Below are 18,932 nucleotides of genomic sequence, written 5' to 3' on the forward strand. Positions count from 1 at the left end.
TGATCAATCGCCAAGGAGTTTTAAAAAATCTTCCTCTGTCAGAATGGGAATACCCAGTTCATGGGCTTTCCTGTTTTTAGCGGATGTGGACATGGCGTCATTGTTGATGAGATAATCAGTTTTTGACGACACAGACCCGGAGACTTTGCCGCCTTTGCCTTCAATAAGCTCTTTGAGGGCCCCCCGGTTAGCAAAATGATTCAAACTTCCGGTAATCACAAAAGTTTTCCCATCCACTGCCGTACTGCTCTCCCCGCCATCCTCACGAGTCAGCCGTACCTGCCCCAAAAGATGGTCAACAATAACCTGATTGCTTTCTTTTTTGAAAAACTGAGCCATATTTTCAGCGATCACCGGGCCGATACCGGAAATATCCAAAAAGGCTTCCGGGTCAGCCCGCCGTATAGCGTCAAAATCCTGATCAAAAGCCTGACAGATCAGGCGGGCGTTGGACAGGCCAACTCCGGGAATACCCAGGCTATAAATAAATTTAGGCAGGGAGATGTCTCTCGCCCGCTCAATGGAGTCTTCCAGATTTTTGTAAGACTTCTCACCAAAGCCATCCATGACCACAATCTCTTCCTTATATTGAGAAAGGCGGAAAATATCGGCAAACTCATGGATAAACCCCTGCTGGACAAACTTTTCCAGTGTCGCCTCCGACAATCCCTCAATGTTAAAAGCGTCTCTGCTGACAAACAGGGTGTAGGATTTAATCTTCTTCGCCGGGCATTCCGGGTTTGTACAATACAACACCCTGGTTTCATTTTGCTGCGCAATCTCTGTGGCCTGATGGCACACAGGACACCGGATCGGTATGTCAATATTTCCTGACTGTGTTAAATTTCTGGCAATCTGGGGAATGATCATATTAGCTTTATAAACTTCAATGGTATCGCCAATCCCAAGTCTCAGACTTTCGATAATGCTAATATTGTGTACGCTGGCCCTGGACACTGTGGTTCCCTCCAGCTCCACCGGTTCAAAAACGGCAATAGGATTAATAAGACCGGTACGGGAAGCGCTCCACTGGATTTCAAGAAGCCGGGTCTTAGCCGTCTCATCCGCCCATTTAAAGGCCATGGAATCTCTCGGAAACTTTGCCGTTGTTCCAAGGGAACGGCTGTACTCAATATCGTCGTATGTCAGCACAAGGCCGTCGGAGGGAACGTCATTGTTTTCAATTCGGGAGGCAAAATCCTCCACCGCGGTCTCAAGATTATCCCCGGTGACCACCTGATACTCAACAATATCAAATCCCATAGATTTCAGCCATTCCATCTGTCTCACCCTGGAATTATGGAAATCCACGCCGTCGGCGCGAACAAGGGTGAATGCAAAAAAATAAACGTTCCTCCTTGCCGTCACCTCGTTGTTAAGCTGGCGGACAGAACCGCTGCACAGATTTCTGGGATTTTTATATCTGGCGTCCACATCTTCAATTTCTTCGTTCATCCGCTTAAAATCGGAATATTTGATCACAGCTTCCCCACGCAAGATCAACTGTCCCTCGTAAGATATTTTATGGGGAAGATTTTTAAATACACGGGCATTGTTAGTGATTACTTCTCCAATCTCCCCGTTGCCCCGCGTCACTGCTTTGGCAAGCTGGCCATTTTCATAAGTCAGGACAATGGTTAGGCCGTCCAGCTTCCAGGACAGAGACGCCCGGTTATTCCCAAGCCAGCTTTTAAGGGCCTGGACGTCTTTTGTTTTGTCCAGAGAAAGCATGGGAGCCTCATGGCGTTCTTTCGGCAGCTCGCTTAAAACTTCATACCCTACATGGACTGTGGGGCTATTGGACAAAACAGTTCCCGTCTCTTTCTCCAGAGCTGCCAGCTCATCATAAAGGGCATCATACTCATAGTTGGTCATAATTTCTCTATCTTCCTGGTAGTAGGCTTTTCCCGCCACATTTAAACGTTCTACCAGCTCTTTCATACGCTGGATCTTTGATTCTGTATTGGTCATTTCCATAGTTATATGATTTCCTTTCTCTACACACAGTTTTCCTCTAAAAGGAGGATTAACCGGTTCAGAGCCGGCTTTTTAATATTTCCAGCTCCCGTTTTTCCAAATAGCGCCACTGGCCTGTGGGAAGTTCTCCCAGACTGATATTCATAATGCGTATCCGTTTCAGGGTGACTACCCGGTAGCCGAGACACTGGCACATTCGGCGGATCTGACGGTTCAGCCCCTGGGTCAGTATAATCTTAAAGGTATCTTTTCCCAGGGGATGCACCCGGCAGGGACGGGTTGTCACATTCAAATCTTCCAGATAAAGCCCCCCGGACATCCGCTTCACGAAATCCCGGCCTAAAGGCCTGTTGACTTTCACCACATACTCTTTCTCATGGCGGTTTGCCGCCTTCATGATCCTGTTGACAATATCCCCGTCACTGGTGAGAAGAAGAAGGCCTTCCGAATCTTTGTCCAGGCGGCCCACTGGAAAAACCCGGCGGTCAAGTCCTAAAAAATCAATGACATTATCTTTATCATTTTTCGTCGTACAGACAATACCTCTGGGTTTATTTAAAGCAATATAAATATGTTCCTTTTCTTCATTTTTTATCGGCCGGCCGTCAATCTCTATATTTTCCTGCCCGGTCACTTTCTCCCCCATAGAAGCAATATGGCCGTCCACAGTAATCTTTTTCCCGGCAATCCATTCATCGGCCTCCCTCCGGGAACAAATCCCCTGGGCGCTTAAATATTTATTCAAACGCATCTTCTGGATTTCTTCCATAACAGCGCTCCCTTCTATTCTGCACCTTCTGATGCCTGCCTGCGCAAAAAAATCTCCCGCGCCTCTTCCCAGGCCGGCACTGCAGGTCTTCCCTTCGCTTTGTTCGGCGCCAAAGCCGGGCCGCCAGGCGCACCACAAAAAAGCAGTTGCCCCTATTATACGACAACTGCCTTTATTTTACCACAGAAAGTTCTGATGGGCTGACCCTTATGTATCCGCCTCCGGTTCACACCGCAGCAGGGCGGTACATGCGTCTTCAATGACTGCCTTCCCCTTTAACACATCCAGCCAATCCTGAGGGATTGACCCATATCCATAAGTCAGGCCGGCCAGGCCGCCTGCCACAGCGGCGGTGGTATCCGTATCATCTCCCAGATTCACCGCTTTCAGCACACACTCCCGGTATGTGCCTGTATTCAAAAGACACCAGAGAGAGGCTGTCAGCGTATCTGCCACATAACCGCCGCTTCGTATCTCGTTCACCGGTTTTTCCATCAGGGTATCCACATTCTGGATATCGTCCCAAACAGGAATCGCCTCCTCAAAGGCCTCGTGACTCCTGTACCAACTGAGAGATTTTGTCACGCCATCCGAAACGGCAGTCTTGCAGTCCATCCCTCCCAGCAGCCTTGCCGCGATATTCACATAGATCCCACAGGCAGACTGAGCGATACAATGGCGATGTGTCAGTCCGGACACTTTATGGATCAGTTCCATCGCTTTCTTAGATTGTGTCAGATCCATACCGTATCTCGGATAAAGAAAATATACTATCGGAAGTATCCGCATAAGAGATCCATTACCGTTTGTCGAAGCCTTATTGCCTCCGCACAGAACAGGAACCGTGCCCTCTCTGTATAGAAACAGGGCCTGAGCCACTGTATGTCCGCAGTCAAACCTCTCTCCCCATGGAGAATATTTTCCATTTTCAAACCATTCCAGAAACCGGTTCATAATATCGTGGGTGTGAACACCTCCCGTTTCCCCCATACTCTGCGCTAAGCAAAGGGTCATGCTCCCGTCATCTGACCAGGTTCCCTCCGGCTGTCCATGGGTTCCTCCGCCCATCATTCCGTTCACAGGATTTAATTTCAGACGTTCTCTTCCGCGAAATTCCACAGGAACCCCCAGTGCATCTCCTACGCATACCCCATAAATCCCGCTGCGTATCTGATACATTTTGTCCGTCATACTTATACACTCCTCATATCTTTTGATATTCCTGTTCTTCGCCATAATGGTTCATGTCAGAAAAACATTGATAGACAAGGTTCTCATCTGTCAGGCAAAACTCCATATCTATACAGCGGTTTGCCTCAGAAAAAGCCTGCGCAAGAGCCTGCCTCTGCCCGTCGGAATAAACGCCGGGCCTAAAATATGCCACTGTAATATGCAGCGTCAGGGGATAACCGAGAAACACAACTTTCTGAAACTGTTCATACAACTCCATCAATCTGCGGCAGGACTCCTCGTCTGCCGGTTCCAGGCCCAAAACCACACTGGTATTGACCATATTAAACACGCTGACCGTCCGGACTCTGATGGGAAGCCCTTTTCCCTTCCCAATCTTTGTCCAAAGCTCCCCGACAGCCCTGCGGTTTCCCTCCATCTGTTCCGCAAGCCAGGGACTGCGCTCCCCATTGTTCAGGTCATGGAGCGTCACATGGAACGTAGAGCAGTCGATAGGCTCTGCCAGCATATCCTTGCATTGACTATATAAAATATCCTGCAGCGCCTTCACCTGGGCTTTTACATGGCTGTCCACATGATATATTACAGTATCGCCATAAAAAGGCAGAAATTTTCCCTGACTGTCCACTTTATATTTCAGCCTCGGATTCGTCTCAAATGTTCCATCATGGGGCAGACTGTCCCTCATAAATCCCAATGTGCGCTGCCTGTACTGTTCCAGATTCTCAATAACTGCCATCCTTCTCTCCCTTCCGCCATACTTCTTTACACCTTATGAAGTAAGTAAATACTTCCGCGCATTTTCAAAAGCAACCGCATCCGCGTATTCTCCGGAGCAATGCTCATATAGATAACACAGTCCCTTCTCCACGCTGGGCGGCCGGTGATTCATACGATGGGTATCCGACCCAAGAAAAGATACTTTTTCCTCCAGAAGAAGCTTTCTTGCTCTTTTAAAATCGCCTTCGTCATCTTTTTCCAGGCTGTAGGCGTTGATCTGCAGAAAACATCCCATATCCAGCATTTTTTCCGTTGTTTTTCCATCATCAAGAAAAGGATAGCGTTCCATATGGGCAATAACCGGACGCCAGCCGGCTTTCCTCATCAAAAAAATGATCTGCAGCGCTTCCGAAGGCTGAATCCTGACGCTAAATTCTGTCAGAACATATCTCGTACCGTTCATTGACGGAAACCTTCCCGACTTTAAATGTTCCATGGTTTCGCCCATATGGGCGATATCACACCGGACTTCGCATCCCGGAAATATCTTTATTCCAAGAGGCAGTTTCTCAGTCTGCTCCTTCAGGCTCTGGTAATTCTTCCTTACACGTTCAGGGTCTGCCAAAAACGCCGAACTGTGAGGTGTTGTGAAGAATGTCCGTACTCCCTGCTGATAGGCCATAAATATCATGATTTCAGACATCTCCAGACTAAACGAACCGTCGTCCACTTCCGGAATCAGGTGTGAATGAATATCTGTCATACAAATGTCCCTATATGCCGCCATCTTCCTTCTTCTTTCTTTATTTCCGCGGGCAGTGAACCAGGCGGACGCCAGGCTTATTATTCTGTCACAGCGCTCTGACTGCTCTCATCTGTGCCGGTAACGTCGGCGCTTTCATCGACGCTCTGGCCGGTTTCACCGGAAACACTCTCTCCAGTCCCGCTCTGGGCCGACTCTGACATCTCTCCCTCGGTCAGGCTTTCCACAAATGATTTTACCTGAGAGTCCTGGGTCATGGCCTGAGTCAGTTTTTCGCTGGTGGATGTGTACAGTTCCCGGATATCCGAATCCGACATACGTTCGTTAATGTACTTTTGTATTTCGGTACTGTACACATAGTCTGCGGCTGAAGAACTGTACTCTCCGGGGTAAATGTAATAGCTTCCGTCATCTTTCTGCATCACATATATATAACTGATGTTGGGGATTAAAGTTTCTATGCCGTCAATCTTTAGATCATCATAGATAAATACCACCTTGGATGACTCATCCATGCCTTCCTTAATATAACAGGCTGTATTTTCATAGGCTGTAATGATCTGGGCCGTGGCTGTAATCACATCACTGTTGAGAATCTGGTCCGTGTTATAGAGCGTTTTTAAAGTTTCAATATCCGCCTGAACAAATGCGGTGCGGTAGCGGGCTACAAGATCTTCAATCTGAGTCTGAACCTGCTCATCTGACAACTGGGGGACTGTATCATCCTGGCCGCTTTCGGCCGTGCCGCCGGTCTCCTGGCTGCTCTGGGCCGAGGTGTCTGTATTTGTATCACCATTTCCTGAAAAATTTACGATCAAAGCCGCAATGACAGCAACAACAACGATCAAAGCTAAAATCATCATTATGATCTTCTTATGTTCCCCCGATGCAAAATTTGGCACTGTGGTTTTCATAAACGTTTCTCCTTTGCTGATAATTGCAATTTTTACCACATATATTGTACCAAAAAACCACTTAAAAAGCAATATCCATTCATTTTCCCCACTTCGACACCACTTTTGCATAAAAAAAGTCCATTTTTGATCCTCCGAATCATTTTTTCACAGTTTGCGCGGTACATACACCGGCCTGGCTGTTACTGTTGTAACTATTCAGCCATGCCTCTCGGATTCCCGCAGCTAACGCTGCTTTACCGCCGCTTACGCGGCTGAATCCTCGATTATGGCTAAACGCCATATGTCTGGTTTAATAAAAAATCCTCTGCAAGTAAACTTGCGCCGTATTTTTATTAAACTAGCCGCATGGCTGAATAGTTACTGACAATTTTTTTAAAATCAGGCATTGCATTTTTCAAAAAAATGATGTATACTACTCAGGTACCTGTAGCTCAGTGGATAGAGCACTGGCCTCCGGAGCCAGGTGCGAGGGTTCGATTCCCTTCAGGTACATTTCGCCGATTCCGCTGGAATCGGCTTTTTTCTTTTTCACAGATCACATATACAAAAACCGCTCCTCCCCAAATCACTCCAGGAAGAAGCGGAAAGTATGGCCGGGGCGTTCCTCCCCAGATAGAGAAAACTGCGCCCAAGATTTTTTTATTCCTGCGGGCAGTGAACCAAGTGTTCGTGTGCGCGCCCGCGCGTCCATTTATCGGTGCTAAACGTGTGCCGATGGAACACGTTTAGCACCGACCGCAGCGGAGAGTACCAAATTTTTGCGGCTTACGCTAAACTAACTATTTCCATGTCCCTCAGCTCGCTGCGGGGTAATTGACTTTATTTCAGCCGTTCTTCAAGGGCCTCCACAACCGTTTCCAGCACCTTCACTCTGGCATAATATTTACAGTTGCCCTCTACAATGACCCATGGGGCATAACTAGTGGATGTACGGATGATCATCTCATTCACTGCCTCCTCATACTGAGGCCATTTTTCCCTGTTTCTCCAGTCCTCGTCAGTAATCTTCCACTGTTTCTCCGGATTTTCCATGCGCTCCTTAAATCGTCGCTCCTGCTCGTCCTGATCAATGTGCATCCAGAATTTAATAACCACGGCCCCGGCATTATACAGGTGTTCTTCCATCTGGTTGATCTCCTTGTAGGCTCTGTGCCACTCTGCCGATGTGCAGAAACCTTCGATCCGCTCCACCATCACCCGGCCATACCAGGTACGGTCAAAGATAGCAATATGACCGGCCTTTGGCATATTGTTCCAGAACCGCCATAAATAGTGGTGAGACTTCTCAATATCATTGGGTGAGGCGGTGGGGATTACTTCATACCCCCTGGGGTCCAGCTCCGCCGTCAGCCTTTTTATAGCTCCACCTTTTCCCCCGGCGTCCCAGCCCTCAAAAGCGAGGACAACAGGCACACGTCTGCGGTACAACTCGCTGTGGAGTACAGACAGCCTCTTTTGGAGATGATTCAGCTTTTTCTTATACTCATCTTTAGTAAAACTCTTTGTAAGATCCACGCCATCCAGCACCGATGTGGTAAATTCCGGCGATGGGGCATAAGCCTCATAGTCATCCTGCCCGCTGTCAGGGGATTTAACGTTTTTAATCTTCGCTTTTAAGGCGTTGACTACTGTAGAAATAATCTTTGCCGCCGCGAAATCTTTGTGAGTAGCTTCCACGATGGTCCATGGTGCAAAGGCTGTATCTGTCTTTTCAAGCATATCCTCATAGACGCCCACATATTCATCATATTGTTTGTTATGCTTCCAGTCTTCACCGGTCACCCGCCAGCGGGTTTCCTCCGACGCCTCCAGCTTTTCAAAACGCTTTTTCTGCTCTTTTTTGGAAATATGAAGGAAAAATTTAATGATCAGCGTCCCGTCCACAGACAATTGTTCCTCAAAAGAGACGATTTCATTGTAAGCGCTCATAAGCTGCTCTTTATTCACACGGCCATCAATCCGGTCCTTCAGTACCCGGTTATACCAGCTCCGGTCAAAAACATGGATACGTCCCTTTGCCGGAGTCTTTGTCCAAAAGCGCCACAGGAAAGGCCGCATGGCCTCCTCCTCATTTTCTTTTTGGATGGTAAATACCTTAAATCCTCTTGGATCCATAGGATGGATCAGCCGGTTGATCAGCGTCCCTTTGCCGGAGGCGCCCCAGCCCTCAAAAATGATCATCACCGGGATATTGCACGCTTTTGCCTCCCTCTGAAGACTGGCAAGCTCGCTGTCCAGCCTGTCCAAAAGCTCCTTGGACTCCTTTTTGTCCAGATTTTTCGTCAGATCAATTCGCTCTAACATAATAACTCCTCCTACATCTATTTTTGTAACGATTCAGTCCATGCATCTCGTATTCTCGCAGCTAACACAGCTTTACGCCGTATACGCGGCCAAATCCCCAATTGTGGCTGAATAGTTACCTGTTTTTTGTTAAATTTTTCCCCGATTCACAAAAAATGAAACACAAAATACTTCTCTTTTTACCCATCAATCATATAGACGCACTAACAGTTGGTCTGCCTCCATATCCGACGGCTGAACTGTTATCATTATATTACAACTTATAGTAAAAGAAAAGCCCTGCATATCTGAAAAGTTTAACACTTATCAGATATGCAGGGCTATATGATTGTCAGCTTTTATTTTGCATAATCAACAACTCGCGACTCTCTTATAACATTCACCTTAACCTGTCCCGGATATTCCATCTCTTCTTCAATACTTTTTGAAATATCGTGGGCCAGAAGGATCATATCGTCATCGCTGACTTGTTCAGGTACAACCATAATCCGAATCTCTCTCCCCGCCTGTATAGCAAAAGATTTATCCACGCCTTTAAAGTTATTGGCAATATCTTCTAATTGTTTTAATCTGTTAGTATATGTTTCCAGAGTTTCTCTGCGCGCACCTGGACGAGCGGCAGAAATAGTATCCGCTGCCTGAACGATACACGCGATCAGCGACGTTGGCTCCGTATCTCCATGGTGTGATTCCACCGCATTGATAACGATGGGGGATTCTTTGTACTTACGACACAGATCCACACCGATCTGAATGTGTGACCCTTCCATCTCATGATCCACGGACTTGCCGATATCATGGAGCAGGCCGGCACGCTTTGCCATGCGAACATCAACGCCAATCTCAGCGGCCAGAAGGCCGGAAAGATGAGCCACCTCAATAGAATGTTTCAGGGCGTTCTGACCATAGCTTGTACGGAATTTCATTTTTCCAAGGAGCCTTACCAGCTCCGGATGAATACCGTGGATGCCGACTTCCAGTGTCGCCGCCTCTCCTTCTTCCCGGATCATTGTCTCAACTTCTTTTTGAGCTTTTTCAACCATCTCTTCAATGCGAGCCGGATGAATACGCCCATCGACAATGAGTTTTTCCAGAGCGATCCGGGCCACTTCCCTGCGGATCGGATCAAAGCTGGATAAAATAACCGCCTCAGGTGTGTCATCAATAATCAGGTCAACACCTGTCATCGTCTCAAGAGTGCGGATATTCCGTCCCTCCCGGCCAATAATGCGGCCTTTCATCTCATCGTTAGGAAGAGGCACAACAGAAATCGTTGTCTCCGCTACATGGTCAGCGGCACACTTTTGAATGGCTGTGACAACGTATTCTTTCGCCTTTTTTGACGCTTCCTCTTTCGCCTTGTTTTCAAGGTCCTTGACTAACATAGCCGTTTCATGTTTTACTTCGTCTTCAACAGTTTTTAAAAGATATTCTTTTGCTTGTTCGGAGGTTAAACCTGAGATTCTCTCTAATTCCTGTACCCTTTGTTCGTTAAGCGCTTCCACTTCCTGACGCATCTTGTTCAGCCGGTCTTCTCTTGAAGCTAACTGGCTCTCCTTCTTTTCAAGGGAATCGGCCTTACGATCCAATGCTTCTTCTTTTCCGAGGACACGCTTTTCGTACTTCTGCAATTCTGCTCTGCGTTCTCTGCTCTCCCGTTCCAGCTCATTTTTATTCTTCAGAGCTTCTTCTTTAACTTCAAGCAGGCCTTCGCGCTTCTTTGTCTCCGCTGTCTTCATGGCCTCATCAATAATCTCACGGGCCTTCTCCTCAGCGGTGCCAATTTTGCTCTCAACAACTTTCTTTCTATAAGAAATTGCCACATTCCAGGCAATCAGCGCAGTAATAATCACAAAAACGATAATCACTGGTATCGCTACATATAACGGCACAAGAGCACCTCCTTATTTAGTTTTCATTGTACAGATATACAACATATAAATTTTATACTTTTTTTAATATTATGTCAAGTAGCATATCAATTATTTTTAGACATAGTAACTAAAAACGACTGTCAATATATATTAAATACTGTCAAATTCCTTGATAACACTGAGGACATCTCCGTATTGATAACCTTTGCGAAGGAAATAATTAAGAATCTTCCGGCGTTTTTCAGGCGTCAGATCCGTCTCTCCACTGAACTTTCCAGTGTAAAGGCGGCGGATATTTTCCAGATCACTATCCTCCCATTCTTCCAGGCAAGTCTCAACAATCTGGGGATCAATCCCCTTCGCCGCCAGTGTCTGGGCAACCATTTTACGGCTTTTTCCAGTTGAATGATATAAGAGATAATTTCGGGCATACCGCTCATCATCAATATAATGGTAAGATTGTACATAATCCAAAGCTTTATGAACAGCCTCTTTGGGGAATCCCTGAAGCGTCAGCCGCTCATAAAGCTCCCGCCATGTATAGTCTCTTCGCTCCAGCATAGACAGGGCTTTCTCTTTGGCAGGCCTTAAAATACAGGTCTCATAAAGGCGGGCGTAGTCTTCCTCTGAAAGTTCACGTCCCTCATACAGTTCCAGTGTCTCTGCCTGTGATGCCGGCATCACCCATGACACCTCGTCGTCAACAGTCACCCGGACCTTTGTCCGGTTCACAGACTCCATCCGGGTGACTATCATAAAATTACTGCTCATCGCTGTCCATCAGAGGAAACAGTGTGCCATCCTCGCCCTCCTCAGGCTCTGCCGCTGACGGCTGAGTGGATGGTGCCAGACCAAAATGCTCGCGGACTTTATTCTCAACCTCGTCAAGAATCTGAGGATGCTCGGCAAGATACTGCTTGGTATTCTCCCGACCCTGGCCGATCTTTGCGTCCTTATAGGAGTACCATGCGCCACTCTTTACAACGATTCCTACATTAGCAGCAAGATCCAGCACATCCCCTTCTCTGGAGATACCCTTTCCGAACATAATATCAAATTCTGCCTCCTTAAACGGCGGGGCGATCTTATTCTTAACAACCTTAATGCGGGCCCGGTTGCCGACGATCTCACCGCCCATCTTAAGTGATTCAATCCGGCGAATATCCAGGCGGATGGAAGCGTAGAATTTCAATGCCCGGCCTCCGGTGGTCGTCTCAGGGCTTCCGAACATAACACCAACTTTCTCACGGAGCTGGTTAATAAAGACAACGATACAGTTAGACTTGCTGATGACGGCTGTCAGCTTTCTCAGTGCCTGGGACATCAGCCTGGCCTGAAGGCCTACATGACTGTCGCCCATATCGCCGTCGATCTCCGCTTTGGGAACAAGAGCGGCCACAGAGTCCACAACAACAATGTCCACAGCACCGGAGCGTACCATGGTCTCTGTAATCTCCAGCGCCTGTTCCCCATTATCCGGCTGTGAAATATAAAGGTTATCAATATCTACGCCGATATTCCGGGCGTAAGCCGGATCCAAGGCATGTTCCGCGTCAATAAATCCCGCGATACCGCCCCTCTTCTGAACTTCCGCGATCATATGTAAAGTAACTGTCGTCTTACCGGAAGATTCCGGACCGTAAATCTCTATAATTCTTCCCCTGGGGATACCTCCAAGGCCCAAAGCCAGATCCAGGCTCAAAGCTCCTGTGGGCACAGTCTCCACATCCATGGAAGTTCCCTTATCTCCCAGCTTCATTATGGAACCTTTACCGTACTGCTTCTCAATCTGAGCCAGCGCCGCGTCCAGCGCCTTCATCTTTTCACTTTTATCCAAAGTCTTCTCATTCTTTTCTGCCATGATCCAATCTTCCTTTTCTTTATTTTTTTGTGAGACAGGCGACAAAAGGTCATAAATTTTCATGCTTGCATGAAAAGCATGACCTTTTGACCCTGGCATCATATAATTTGACATCTAAAATATATCCGGCAGCAGCGCGAACATTTGTTCTTTTCAAAGTTATTTTAATAGATTCTTTCCCGCTTGTCAATACATCATTATTATACTGTCGGCAGAAAATCCTGTAAACCGGTTTTTTCCGGGAAAATCCGACATTCTCATACTTTATCGTCAGCGAATCCGCAAAATGCTCTTTTATACGACTGTAAAAAACTGATTCTGTCGATGTGTTTTTTGTATCCAGAACTCGGCAAGGCTGACTTTACTTCTTCCACACAAACAAAAAGAATCCTGCTTTTCAGGATTCCTTTTCAATACTCTGTTGTTTAACGCCTCACGCCTGGCAGGGGCTCATGCGGGATCGTCGCCTTCATACATCTGTGTATATGCCTTTTCTATAATGTAAGTCATCCGCTCCGGCGCTATCTGTGGAGTATGTTCCTCAAGCATTTTTTTCATTGCCTCCTGGCAGGCAAAATAAGCTTCCTCCGGGCTCTCCTCACTGCTGTGGCAAAGGTCCAGGCGGCTGCGGCATGGGGCGCTGGCCAGCCATTCCAGAAGCTCTTTTTCCTCAGCTTCCTCTTTGGATATATTTTCTTTATATATTTTTGACCGGCTCAGAGACTGGATACCCATAACAAGGAAAACGATAAAAAGCACAAGCAGTACGCCATAAAAAATATACTGCATTACCGGGTCAAGAGATAATGGGATCACTCCCACAAATACAAGGGCCAGTGCCGCCAGGCCAAACACTCCCAGAACAACAAGCATAAGACCGCTGGAACGGGTATCCTTATACTTTTCCTCGGTGCGCATATAGGTTGCTGTATGTTCTCTGAGTTTTTTCCCCAGTTCTTCTTCTGACAATTCTATCTCTTCCACGTCTCTCTCCCAGACTAAAGACTCATCTACATCCAGTTCAGAAACCAGAGGCGTATGACAATCCGCGCACTCCTCTACACCGTTGATATATTCTGTTTTACACTTAGGACACCAAGGCATACCTGTGTTCCTCCTTAAACTTTCATTTTTATAGCGGACGGTAATCGGGATTTTGGATCATATCCACATGAACCCGCTTCTGAATCTGTCTCAGAATTAAATATAACAGCAACAGACAGATCACCGCCCCTAAAACAGCCCAAACAGCCGAACCAATTTGTACATTAAGAAGCTGCAAAACAATGGAAACTGCGTTGGCGCCTATATGGCACAGCACCGGGGCCGCTAAAGTCTGATATTTCTCGTAAACAAAAACAAGCAAAAGTCCCATGACAACCCCGTAAATCCCCTGGATCACATTGCCATGGTAAACACCAAAAATCAAGCTGGACAACAGCAGCGCCCCCCTTGGCGTCATAAAATCTTTCATGCGGCTATACATCAGCCCCCGAAAAATCATCTCCTCCACAACAGGCATCACAATTCCTGCCGAAAGAACCTGCATAATCAGCGACTGAGATAATATCTCTCCTGTCGCCTCCGCATAACCGTCAAACACCTGTCCCGCCTGAGAAATCGTAACAAAAATGCTCACGGCCAGGGAACTGAGTATACCAGCAATGAGACAGTAGGCCAGCGCTCCTATGTTCTTCCCACGAACGTCACCCACATACATATGTCCGCGCCGGTCGCTTCGCATCATTAAGGCCAGAGGAATGAGGGCAATTAGGCCACTGGCAAAATAAATAGGAACCGTAGCCTCCAGAGATCGGACCATAAGATCCTGTGTAAATTCCTCCATCGTCATGGCCGCCATCTCTCCGGCCATCTGGTAGGTGACAATAAATGATCCCATAAGGGATATCAAAATCACAATCCCATAATATAAGAGAATCGGTGAGAACAGGCGCCATAATCTTCTTCCCGGACTCATATAATTCAATATTTTACTCCTTTACATTTTCGCAACTCATTAAAAATCTCTTTTTATTATACTCCCGACAATGTGTTTTTTCTATGTCTTTTTTGCGAAGAAAGTTTGTAAAGGTAACCGTTCAGCCATCAGCACAGCGTAGGCCAAACGGCTACCTTGTAAAATGCACTTCGCCATCAGGGATCAGCGCCGCTTTGGGCCAAGCGCTGCGCTGGCGGACCAGATCATTGCCGCCAGAAGAACGCACTGGATAACAATGCTGAGAACAATCCAATGTTCACTAACAATAGGCGGAACGTTGAGCGTCTCACGCAGGGCCGCCGGGAAAGAATCACTGTAAGAAAACTGTCCGGAAAGGAGGGCAATGACAGTGACACCCGGATTGACCAGCAATATCATGGATAAAATTCCCAGGATCACACTTGGCGCATCCACCGGGGATACTGTGCTGACCATGACTCCAAGAGTCACAATCAGCACAGTCCCTACGATCAGGCCCAAAACCCCGGCGTAGGAGACTACCGTAGACGTAGTTGTCTTTTTAAACCGGGCAGAAGAGGCAATACTCATTGCTCCTGCAAACACAGACGCAAAAACAAGGTAACACACAACCTTTATCACGTCCAGAAGGGAGACTCCGCCAAAAGCGAACACTATAGCCAGAACCGGAATACTTGAAATCACCAGCAAAAGGATAATGCTTATAGAGGACATAAGTTTTCCAAGGATGATCCTAAAAGGACTCATAGGCGTTGTCAGCAGTATATCTAAAGTCTGCCGCTCCCGCTCGCCCGATATGGCATTTGACGTCAGAGCCGGGATGATAAAAGCAAGAAGCAGACCTTCAGCAACAAAGGTGATCATATACAGCAAAAACACCGCCGTGTAATCCATAACCTGGGTCCACCTGGCATTTTCTATGATGGTGTAAAACACAAGAAGGGTGATAAAAGCCAAAACACTGTTATAAATCAGCAAAATCATTGGAAGTCTTGAACTTCGCATAGTAAGTTTAAGCTCTTTTCGGAACACTGGATTAATTTGCATAAAAAATCCCCCCCCCAGTCTGTGATGTGATCTGAAGAAACAGTGCTTCCAAAGATCCCTCTTCCCGGCTAAAACTGCTGACCGGAAGACCGATCTGCACCATCTGGGACAAAAGGCGGACCTCATCCTCACTGTCTCCCTTAAAATCCACCCGTACCGTATGGTCTTTATATGACAAAGTGGCAACCAGTGGCTGCTGCTTTAAATACTCCACAGCCTGGTCTACTTTGTCCGTCAGGGAAATAACCAGAGGATTGGCAGAAGCCATTAAAGACATAATCTCCTCCATACCTCCACATAATACCATCTTTCCGGCCTGGATCACTCCCACACTTGTACACATCCGGGATAGTTCCGGAAGGATATGGGAACTGACTACCAAAGTCTTATCCAGATCCAGAAGTCCTTTTAAAATCTCCTGCATTTCAAATCGGGCCTGGGGATCCAGGCCCGAAGCCGGTTCATCTAAAATAAGCAAAGACGGATCATGAATCAGCGTCCGCGCCAGACAAAGGCGCTGTTTCATTCCCCTCGACAAATGATCTACGTAAGCACTGGCTTTGTCCCCCAGGTTTACCCGGTCCAGAAGTTCCAGACAGGTTCTTTTAACACAATCCCCTGTAAGGCCATAGGCAGAAGCGTAAAAATCCATATACTCATAGACTTTCAGGTTATCGTAGACGCCGAAGAAATCCGGCATATATCCGATTTTTTCTTTGAGCTGCCGCTGCTGCTTAAAAGCGTCGACACCGTCAATATAAACCTGGCCGGAGTCCGCCTTTAAAAGTCCGCATATAATGCGCATAGTTGTCGTCTTGCCCGCCCCGTTTGGCCCTACAAAACCAAACAGCTCTCCTTTTTTTATAGTCAGATTCAAGCCGTTGAGGGCAGCAAAAGTGCCATAGTATTTATACAAATTTTGAATTTCAAGCATTAATACTCCCTCCCGGTAATGCTGACCGCGGGCAATGCAATCCCCGCGTAATTTTCAGAATCTATCTTAAAAAAACGTATGCGCAGGCATCCGCTGCTGTCAATATATTTCGTCAGGTCATCGCCCTCAACAGTCCACTGTCCGTCGGTGAAGATTTCCTCATAGGACTCCGTCTTAGGACAATACAGAGAACATCCGATAAATGCGGTGTCCATAGGCGTTGTCAGAGTCAGTGTCTCCGGATAAAAATTTGCGGACGAAAGATCATATTGAAAGACAATCTCATCACTATAGAAACATCCGTCCATTCCGTCCAGATCCCCTGTGATCATCTGGCTTTCATAGAGAATATTGGGAACGGAATATACGCCGTCTTTAGAATACTTCACCAAAACATTTGCCCACAAAAGCGCATTGCCGCTAAGAGGATAGTCTGTAGTAATATCTGCCGAATATCCATCCACAAAAGCGCAGAAAATATTTCCCGGTTCCATCTGGTAAGAGCTGTAGCCGCTGTTGCGCAGCGCCCCGACGAACCCGTTGAGCATTCGTTCTTTCTGGGAAGGTTTGCCAAAGATCAGTCCGGGGATCTCATAATAGCTTTCAATGACCACTCCATTTCTGCTGTCAATATTATAGCTTTCACCATTTTCCAAATTCCCCGTATCTATTACCAGATTTCCAAGTTTTAAAAATCCATGTTCCAGGGTATAGCCTGTATGGTTAGTAACTGTTCCCTCATAATGATCTACAACAAAAGTAATATCTACATCCACGCTGCCTTCCCAGACCGTCTCGCGCTCTCCAATAAAATACCTGCTGTCAAAAGCATGGACATATTTGGCATTAATATCGGTCTCCCCGGCTCCATAAGTCAGATTCAGGGCAAAACCATCGCTGTTATTCCCTGATTCGTAACTATTATAGGCATACAGATTTGTATACAGCGGCCGAACAGTATAATCGCCCTCTGTCTGGACCATATATTCCTGATTTTCAGGAGATGTGACGCTAAAATATGTGTCCTCGTACACTTTTCCTGAATAAGATTTCAGTATGGCTGCGTAGTTAATATAGGGCGTCTGAGGACTCATCATCCTGCCCATGAAAAAGATGATCCCCGTAAATACAACAACGGTGACAGGGATAAACAGCCACATCCACTGCCGTCTGTCCTTTTTTTTGAAAATGAAATAAATGACTGGCGAGATTAATACCAGGTAGACTACGATAACAGCGACAAAAGGACCAAGCCTTGGCACTCTATCCTCAATAAAATTGGACAGCATATCCTGGGCGTAATAATCAGAAATAAAATCGTCAGTCAGACTTCCATAATCCGAAACATGGGCAGCAGCTATCAAAATCTTCTGGACAGCAGCAGCATTATATGCCCACCGGCCAAACTCGCCGACCGCCAGGTCAAAGTCTAGGACAATGATCGTTCCATCCCCTACCTTAACGCTCTGACAGAGCAAATCGTCATATCCCTGGCTGCTCTCCAGACTGATCCCGGCTGTCTGTACCTCCAGCGGTTCTACAGTCTCCAGCGGCTGTGAAATAAAACTCACATCTTCCTCAGTATCAAAACTGTCCACGGATACACTCACAGAGGACTCCTCTGTTCCTTCGTTTCCGTCCAATTCTACGTCATCAGCCGTCTCTTCATCGCTGCTCTCCAGTTCAGCTTCTTCTTCCACAATCTGGGCACTGGGCGCTTCGTATTGAAGAGGGGTTGAGCGCCTCAGATAATCATAGCCGTCAAGGCCAAAATTCGTGGACACGTTTTCAACACCGGCGGCCGCGCCCTCCAGACAATCTCCCAAAAAAGGCATCAAAGTCGCTTCGTAGTTTGCCCCCGTACCGATCATCACCGTACCGCCGTTATAGATCCAGTCTGTAAGAACATCATACTGGGTCTGTGACAGGGACGCTACATTAAAATCATTGATAATAAGAAGATCGTAGGCTTTTAAAACAGATCCGTCCTCCGGCATGGTTTCCTGATCCAGAGAAAAGATCCGGGAAGAGAAATACATCTCATAAAAGTCTGTATAAAAAGCCATGCCGTCCAGATAGTTCACTGCGTCGAAATCATCGGTAAGTATCCCAATCATAAAATCATCGGAATATATTATTTTATGGCGCAGGTTCTGGCTGAAACACTCTTCCCCGTCTTCATCTGTAATAGAAATATCAAACTCCAGGGATGTGCCCAAATTTGGCACAACAAACTGAATGGTCTGCGTATCTCCAGAGGACACCTCCAGGGGATAGGTATAACCAACACGCTGGCTGGATATATTTTCAAATGAGAGGGCCAGACAGATCTCACCCGTAAAATCATCCCCGTTGTTGGTCACCTGGAAACGGACCGGTACATCTGAATCATACTTGCTGTACCCTTCAAGACCACAGATCAGATCAATATTAAATTGCCCGCTGTCCGGTGTCTGAGCCGCCATTACCTTCACTGGCGGGACAGCGCAAATCAAAAGTAAAAAAACAGATACCGCACAGATGAGAGCTTTCATTGGTTTGTAATTCATAGATCATGCTCCTAAACAGGAAATTTCGTAACTGTTCAGTACCTTCAC

General features: G+C 46.8%; 15 protein-coding genes and 1 tRNA gene. 1 reads left to right on the top strand and 15 read right to left on the bottom strand.

Annotated features, from left to right (window positions below; genetic code table 11):
- Positions 1-3 precede the first annotated feature (3 nt).
- From ligA to HNP82_RS04610, 6 genes are all read right to left on the bottom strand, one after another.
- Positions 4-1,977: an NAD-dependent DNA ligase LigA gene (ligA, locus tag HNP82_RS04585; RefSeq protein ID WP_243164635.1), complete on the bottom strand. Its 1,974-nt coding sequence runs from the start codon at positions 1,975-1,977 to the stop codon at positions 4-6.
- Positions 1,978-2,035: 58 nt separating this feature from the next.
- Positions 2,036-2,746: a pseudouridine synthase gene (locus HNP82_RS04590; protein ID WP_183771960.1), complete on the bottom strand. Its 711-nt coding sequence runs from the start codon at positions 2,744-2,746 to the stop codon at positions 2,036-2,038.
- A gap of 207 nt (positions 2,747-2,953) precedes the next feature.
- Positions 2,954-3,937 (bottom strand): ADP-ribosylglycohydrolase family protein, encoded by a 984-nt coding sequence (locus HNP82_RS04595; RefSeq protein ID WP_207720551.1) that lies wholly within the window; start codon positions 3,935-3,937, stop codon positions 2,954-2,956.
- Positions 3,938-3,950: 13 nt separating this feature from the next.
- Positions 3,951-4,676, bottom strand: coding sequence for a hypothetical protein (locus tag HNP82_RS04600; RefSeq protein WP_183771962.1), 726 nt, complete (start codon positions 4,674-4,676; stop codon positions 3,951-3,953).
- A 33-nt stretch (positions 4,677-4,709) separates the two neighbouring features.
- Positions 4,710-5,420, bottom strand: a complete 711-nt coding sequence (locus HNP82_RS04605) for a tyrosine-protein phosphatase (RefSeq protein WP_183771964.1) — start codon at positions 5,418-5,420, stop codon at positions 4,710-4,712.
- An 80-nt stretch (positions 5,421-5,500) separates the two neighbouring features.
- Positions 5,501-6,334, bottom strand: a complete 834-nt coding sequence (locus HNP82_RS04610; RefSeq protein ID WP_183771966.1) for a hypothetical protein — start codon at positions 6,332-6,334, stop codon at positions 5,501-5,503.
- Between the two features lie 423 nt (positions 6,335-6,757).
- Between HNP82_RS04610 and HNP82_RS04615 the strand changes: the two genes are divergently transcribed.
- Positions 6,758-6,829 (top strand) — tRNA-Arg (locus tag HNP82_RS04615).
- A gap of 327 nt (positions 6,830-7,156) precedes the next feature.
- On the opposite strand, the gene pap is transcribed toward HNP82_RS04615, so the two are convergent.
- The 9 genes from pap to HNP82_RS04660 all read right to left on the bottom strand — a co-directional run bounded on the left by pap (position 7,157) and on the right by HNP82_RS04660 (position 18,884).
- A complete protein-coding gene (gene pap, locus HNP82_RS04620; RefSeq protein WP_183771968.1) occupies positions 7,157-8,641 on the bottom strand; it encodes a polyphosphate:AMP phosphotransferase in 1,485 nt (494 codons plus the stop codon).
- 338 nt (positions 8,642-8,979) lie between these two features.
- Positions 8,980-10,515 (bottom strand): ribonuclease Y, encoded by a 1,536-nt coding sequence (rny, locus tag HNP82_RS04625; RefSeq protein ID WP_456298368.1) that lies wholly within the window; start codon positions 10,513-10,515, stop codon positions 8,980-8,982.
- A gap of 150 nt (positions 10,516-10,665) precedes the next feature.
- Positions 10,666-11,286, bottom strand: coding sequence for a regulatory protein RecX (locus tag HNP82_RS04630; RefSeq protein WP_183771972.1), 621 nt, complete (start codon positions 11,284-11,286; stop codon positions 10,666-10,668).
- Positions 11,276-12,376 carry a recombinase RecA gene (gene recA / locus HNP82_RS04635; RefSeq protein ID WP_183771974.1) on the bottom strand — a complete coding sequence of 367 codons (1,101 nt, stop codon included), beginning with the start codon at positions 12,374-12,376 and terminating at the stop codon, positions 11,276-11,278. The genes HNP82_RS04630 and recA overlap by 11 nt, the downstream gene beginning before the upstream one ends.
- A 450-nt stretch (positions 12,377-12,826) precedes the next feature.
- On the bottom strand, positions 12,827-13,480 hold the full coding sequence (locus HNP82_RS04640) for an Asp23/Gls24 family envelope stress response protein (RefSeq protein WP_183771976.1): 654 nt from the start codon (positions 13,478-13,480) through the stop codon (positions 12,827-12,829).
- Positions 13,481-13,508: 28 nt separating this feature from the next.
- The gene (locus tag HNP82_RS04645; RefSeq protein ID WP_243164650.1) at positions 13,509-14,354 is read right to left on the bottom strand and encodes a CPBP family intramembrane glutamic endopeptidase; all 846 of its coding nucleotides are present in this window, start codon (positions 14,352-14,354) and stop codon (positions 13,509-13,511) included.
- A 183-nt stretch (positions 14,355-14,537) separates the two neighbouring features.
- A complete protein-coding gene (locus HNP82_RS04650; RefSeq protein ID WP_183771980.1) occupies positions 14,538-15,401 on the bottom strand; it encodes an ABC transporter permease in 864 nt (287 codons plus the stop codon).
- Complete coding sequence (locus HNP82_RS04655; RefSeq protein ID WP_183771982.1) at positions 15,391-16,335, bottom strand: ABC transporter ATP-binding protein; 945 nt, start codon at positions 16,333-16,335, stop codon at positions 15,391-15,393. The genes HNP82_RS04650 and HNP82_RS04655 overlap by 11 nt, the downstream gene beginning before the upstream one ends.
- A complete protein-coding gene (locus tag HNP82_RS04660) occupies positions 16,335-18,884 on the bottom strand; it encodes a hypothetical protein (RefSeq protein WP_183771984.1) in 2,550 nt (849 codons plus the stop codon). Before HNP82_RS04660 ends, HNP82_RS04655 begins: the two co-directional genes overlap by 1 nt.
- Positions 18,885-18,932 lie beyond the last annotated feature (48 nt).

This window comes from Catenibacillus scindens, from assembly GCF_014202115.1.
In the GTDB taxonomy this organism is placed as follows: Bacteria; Bacillota; Clostridia; order Lachnospirales; family Lachnospiraceae; genus Catenibacillus; species Catenibacillus scindens.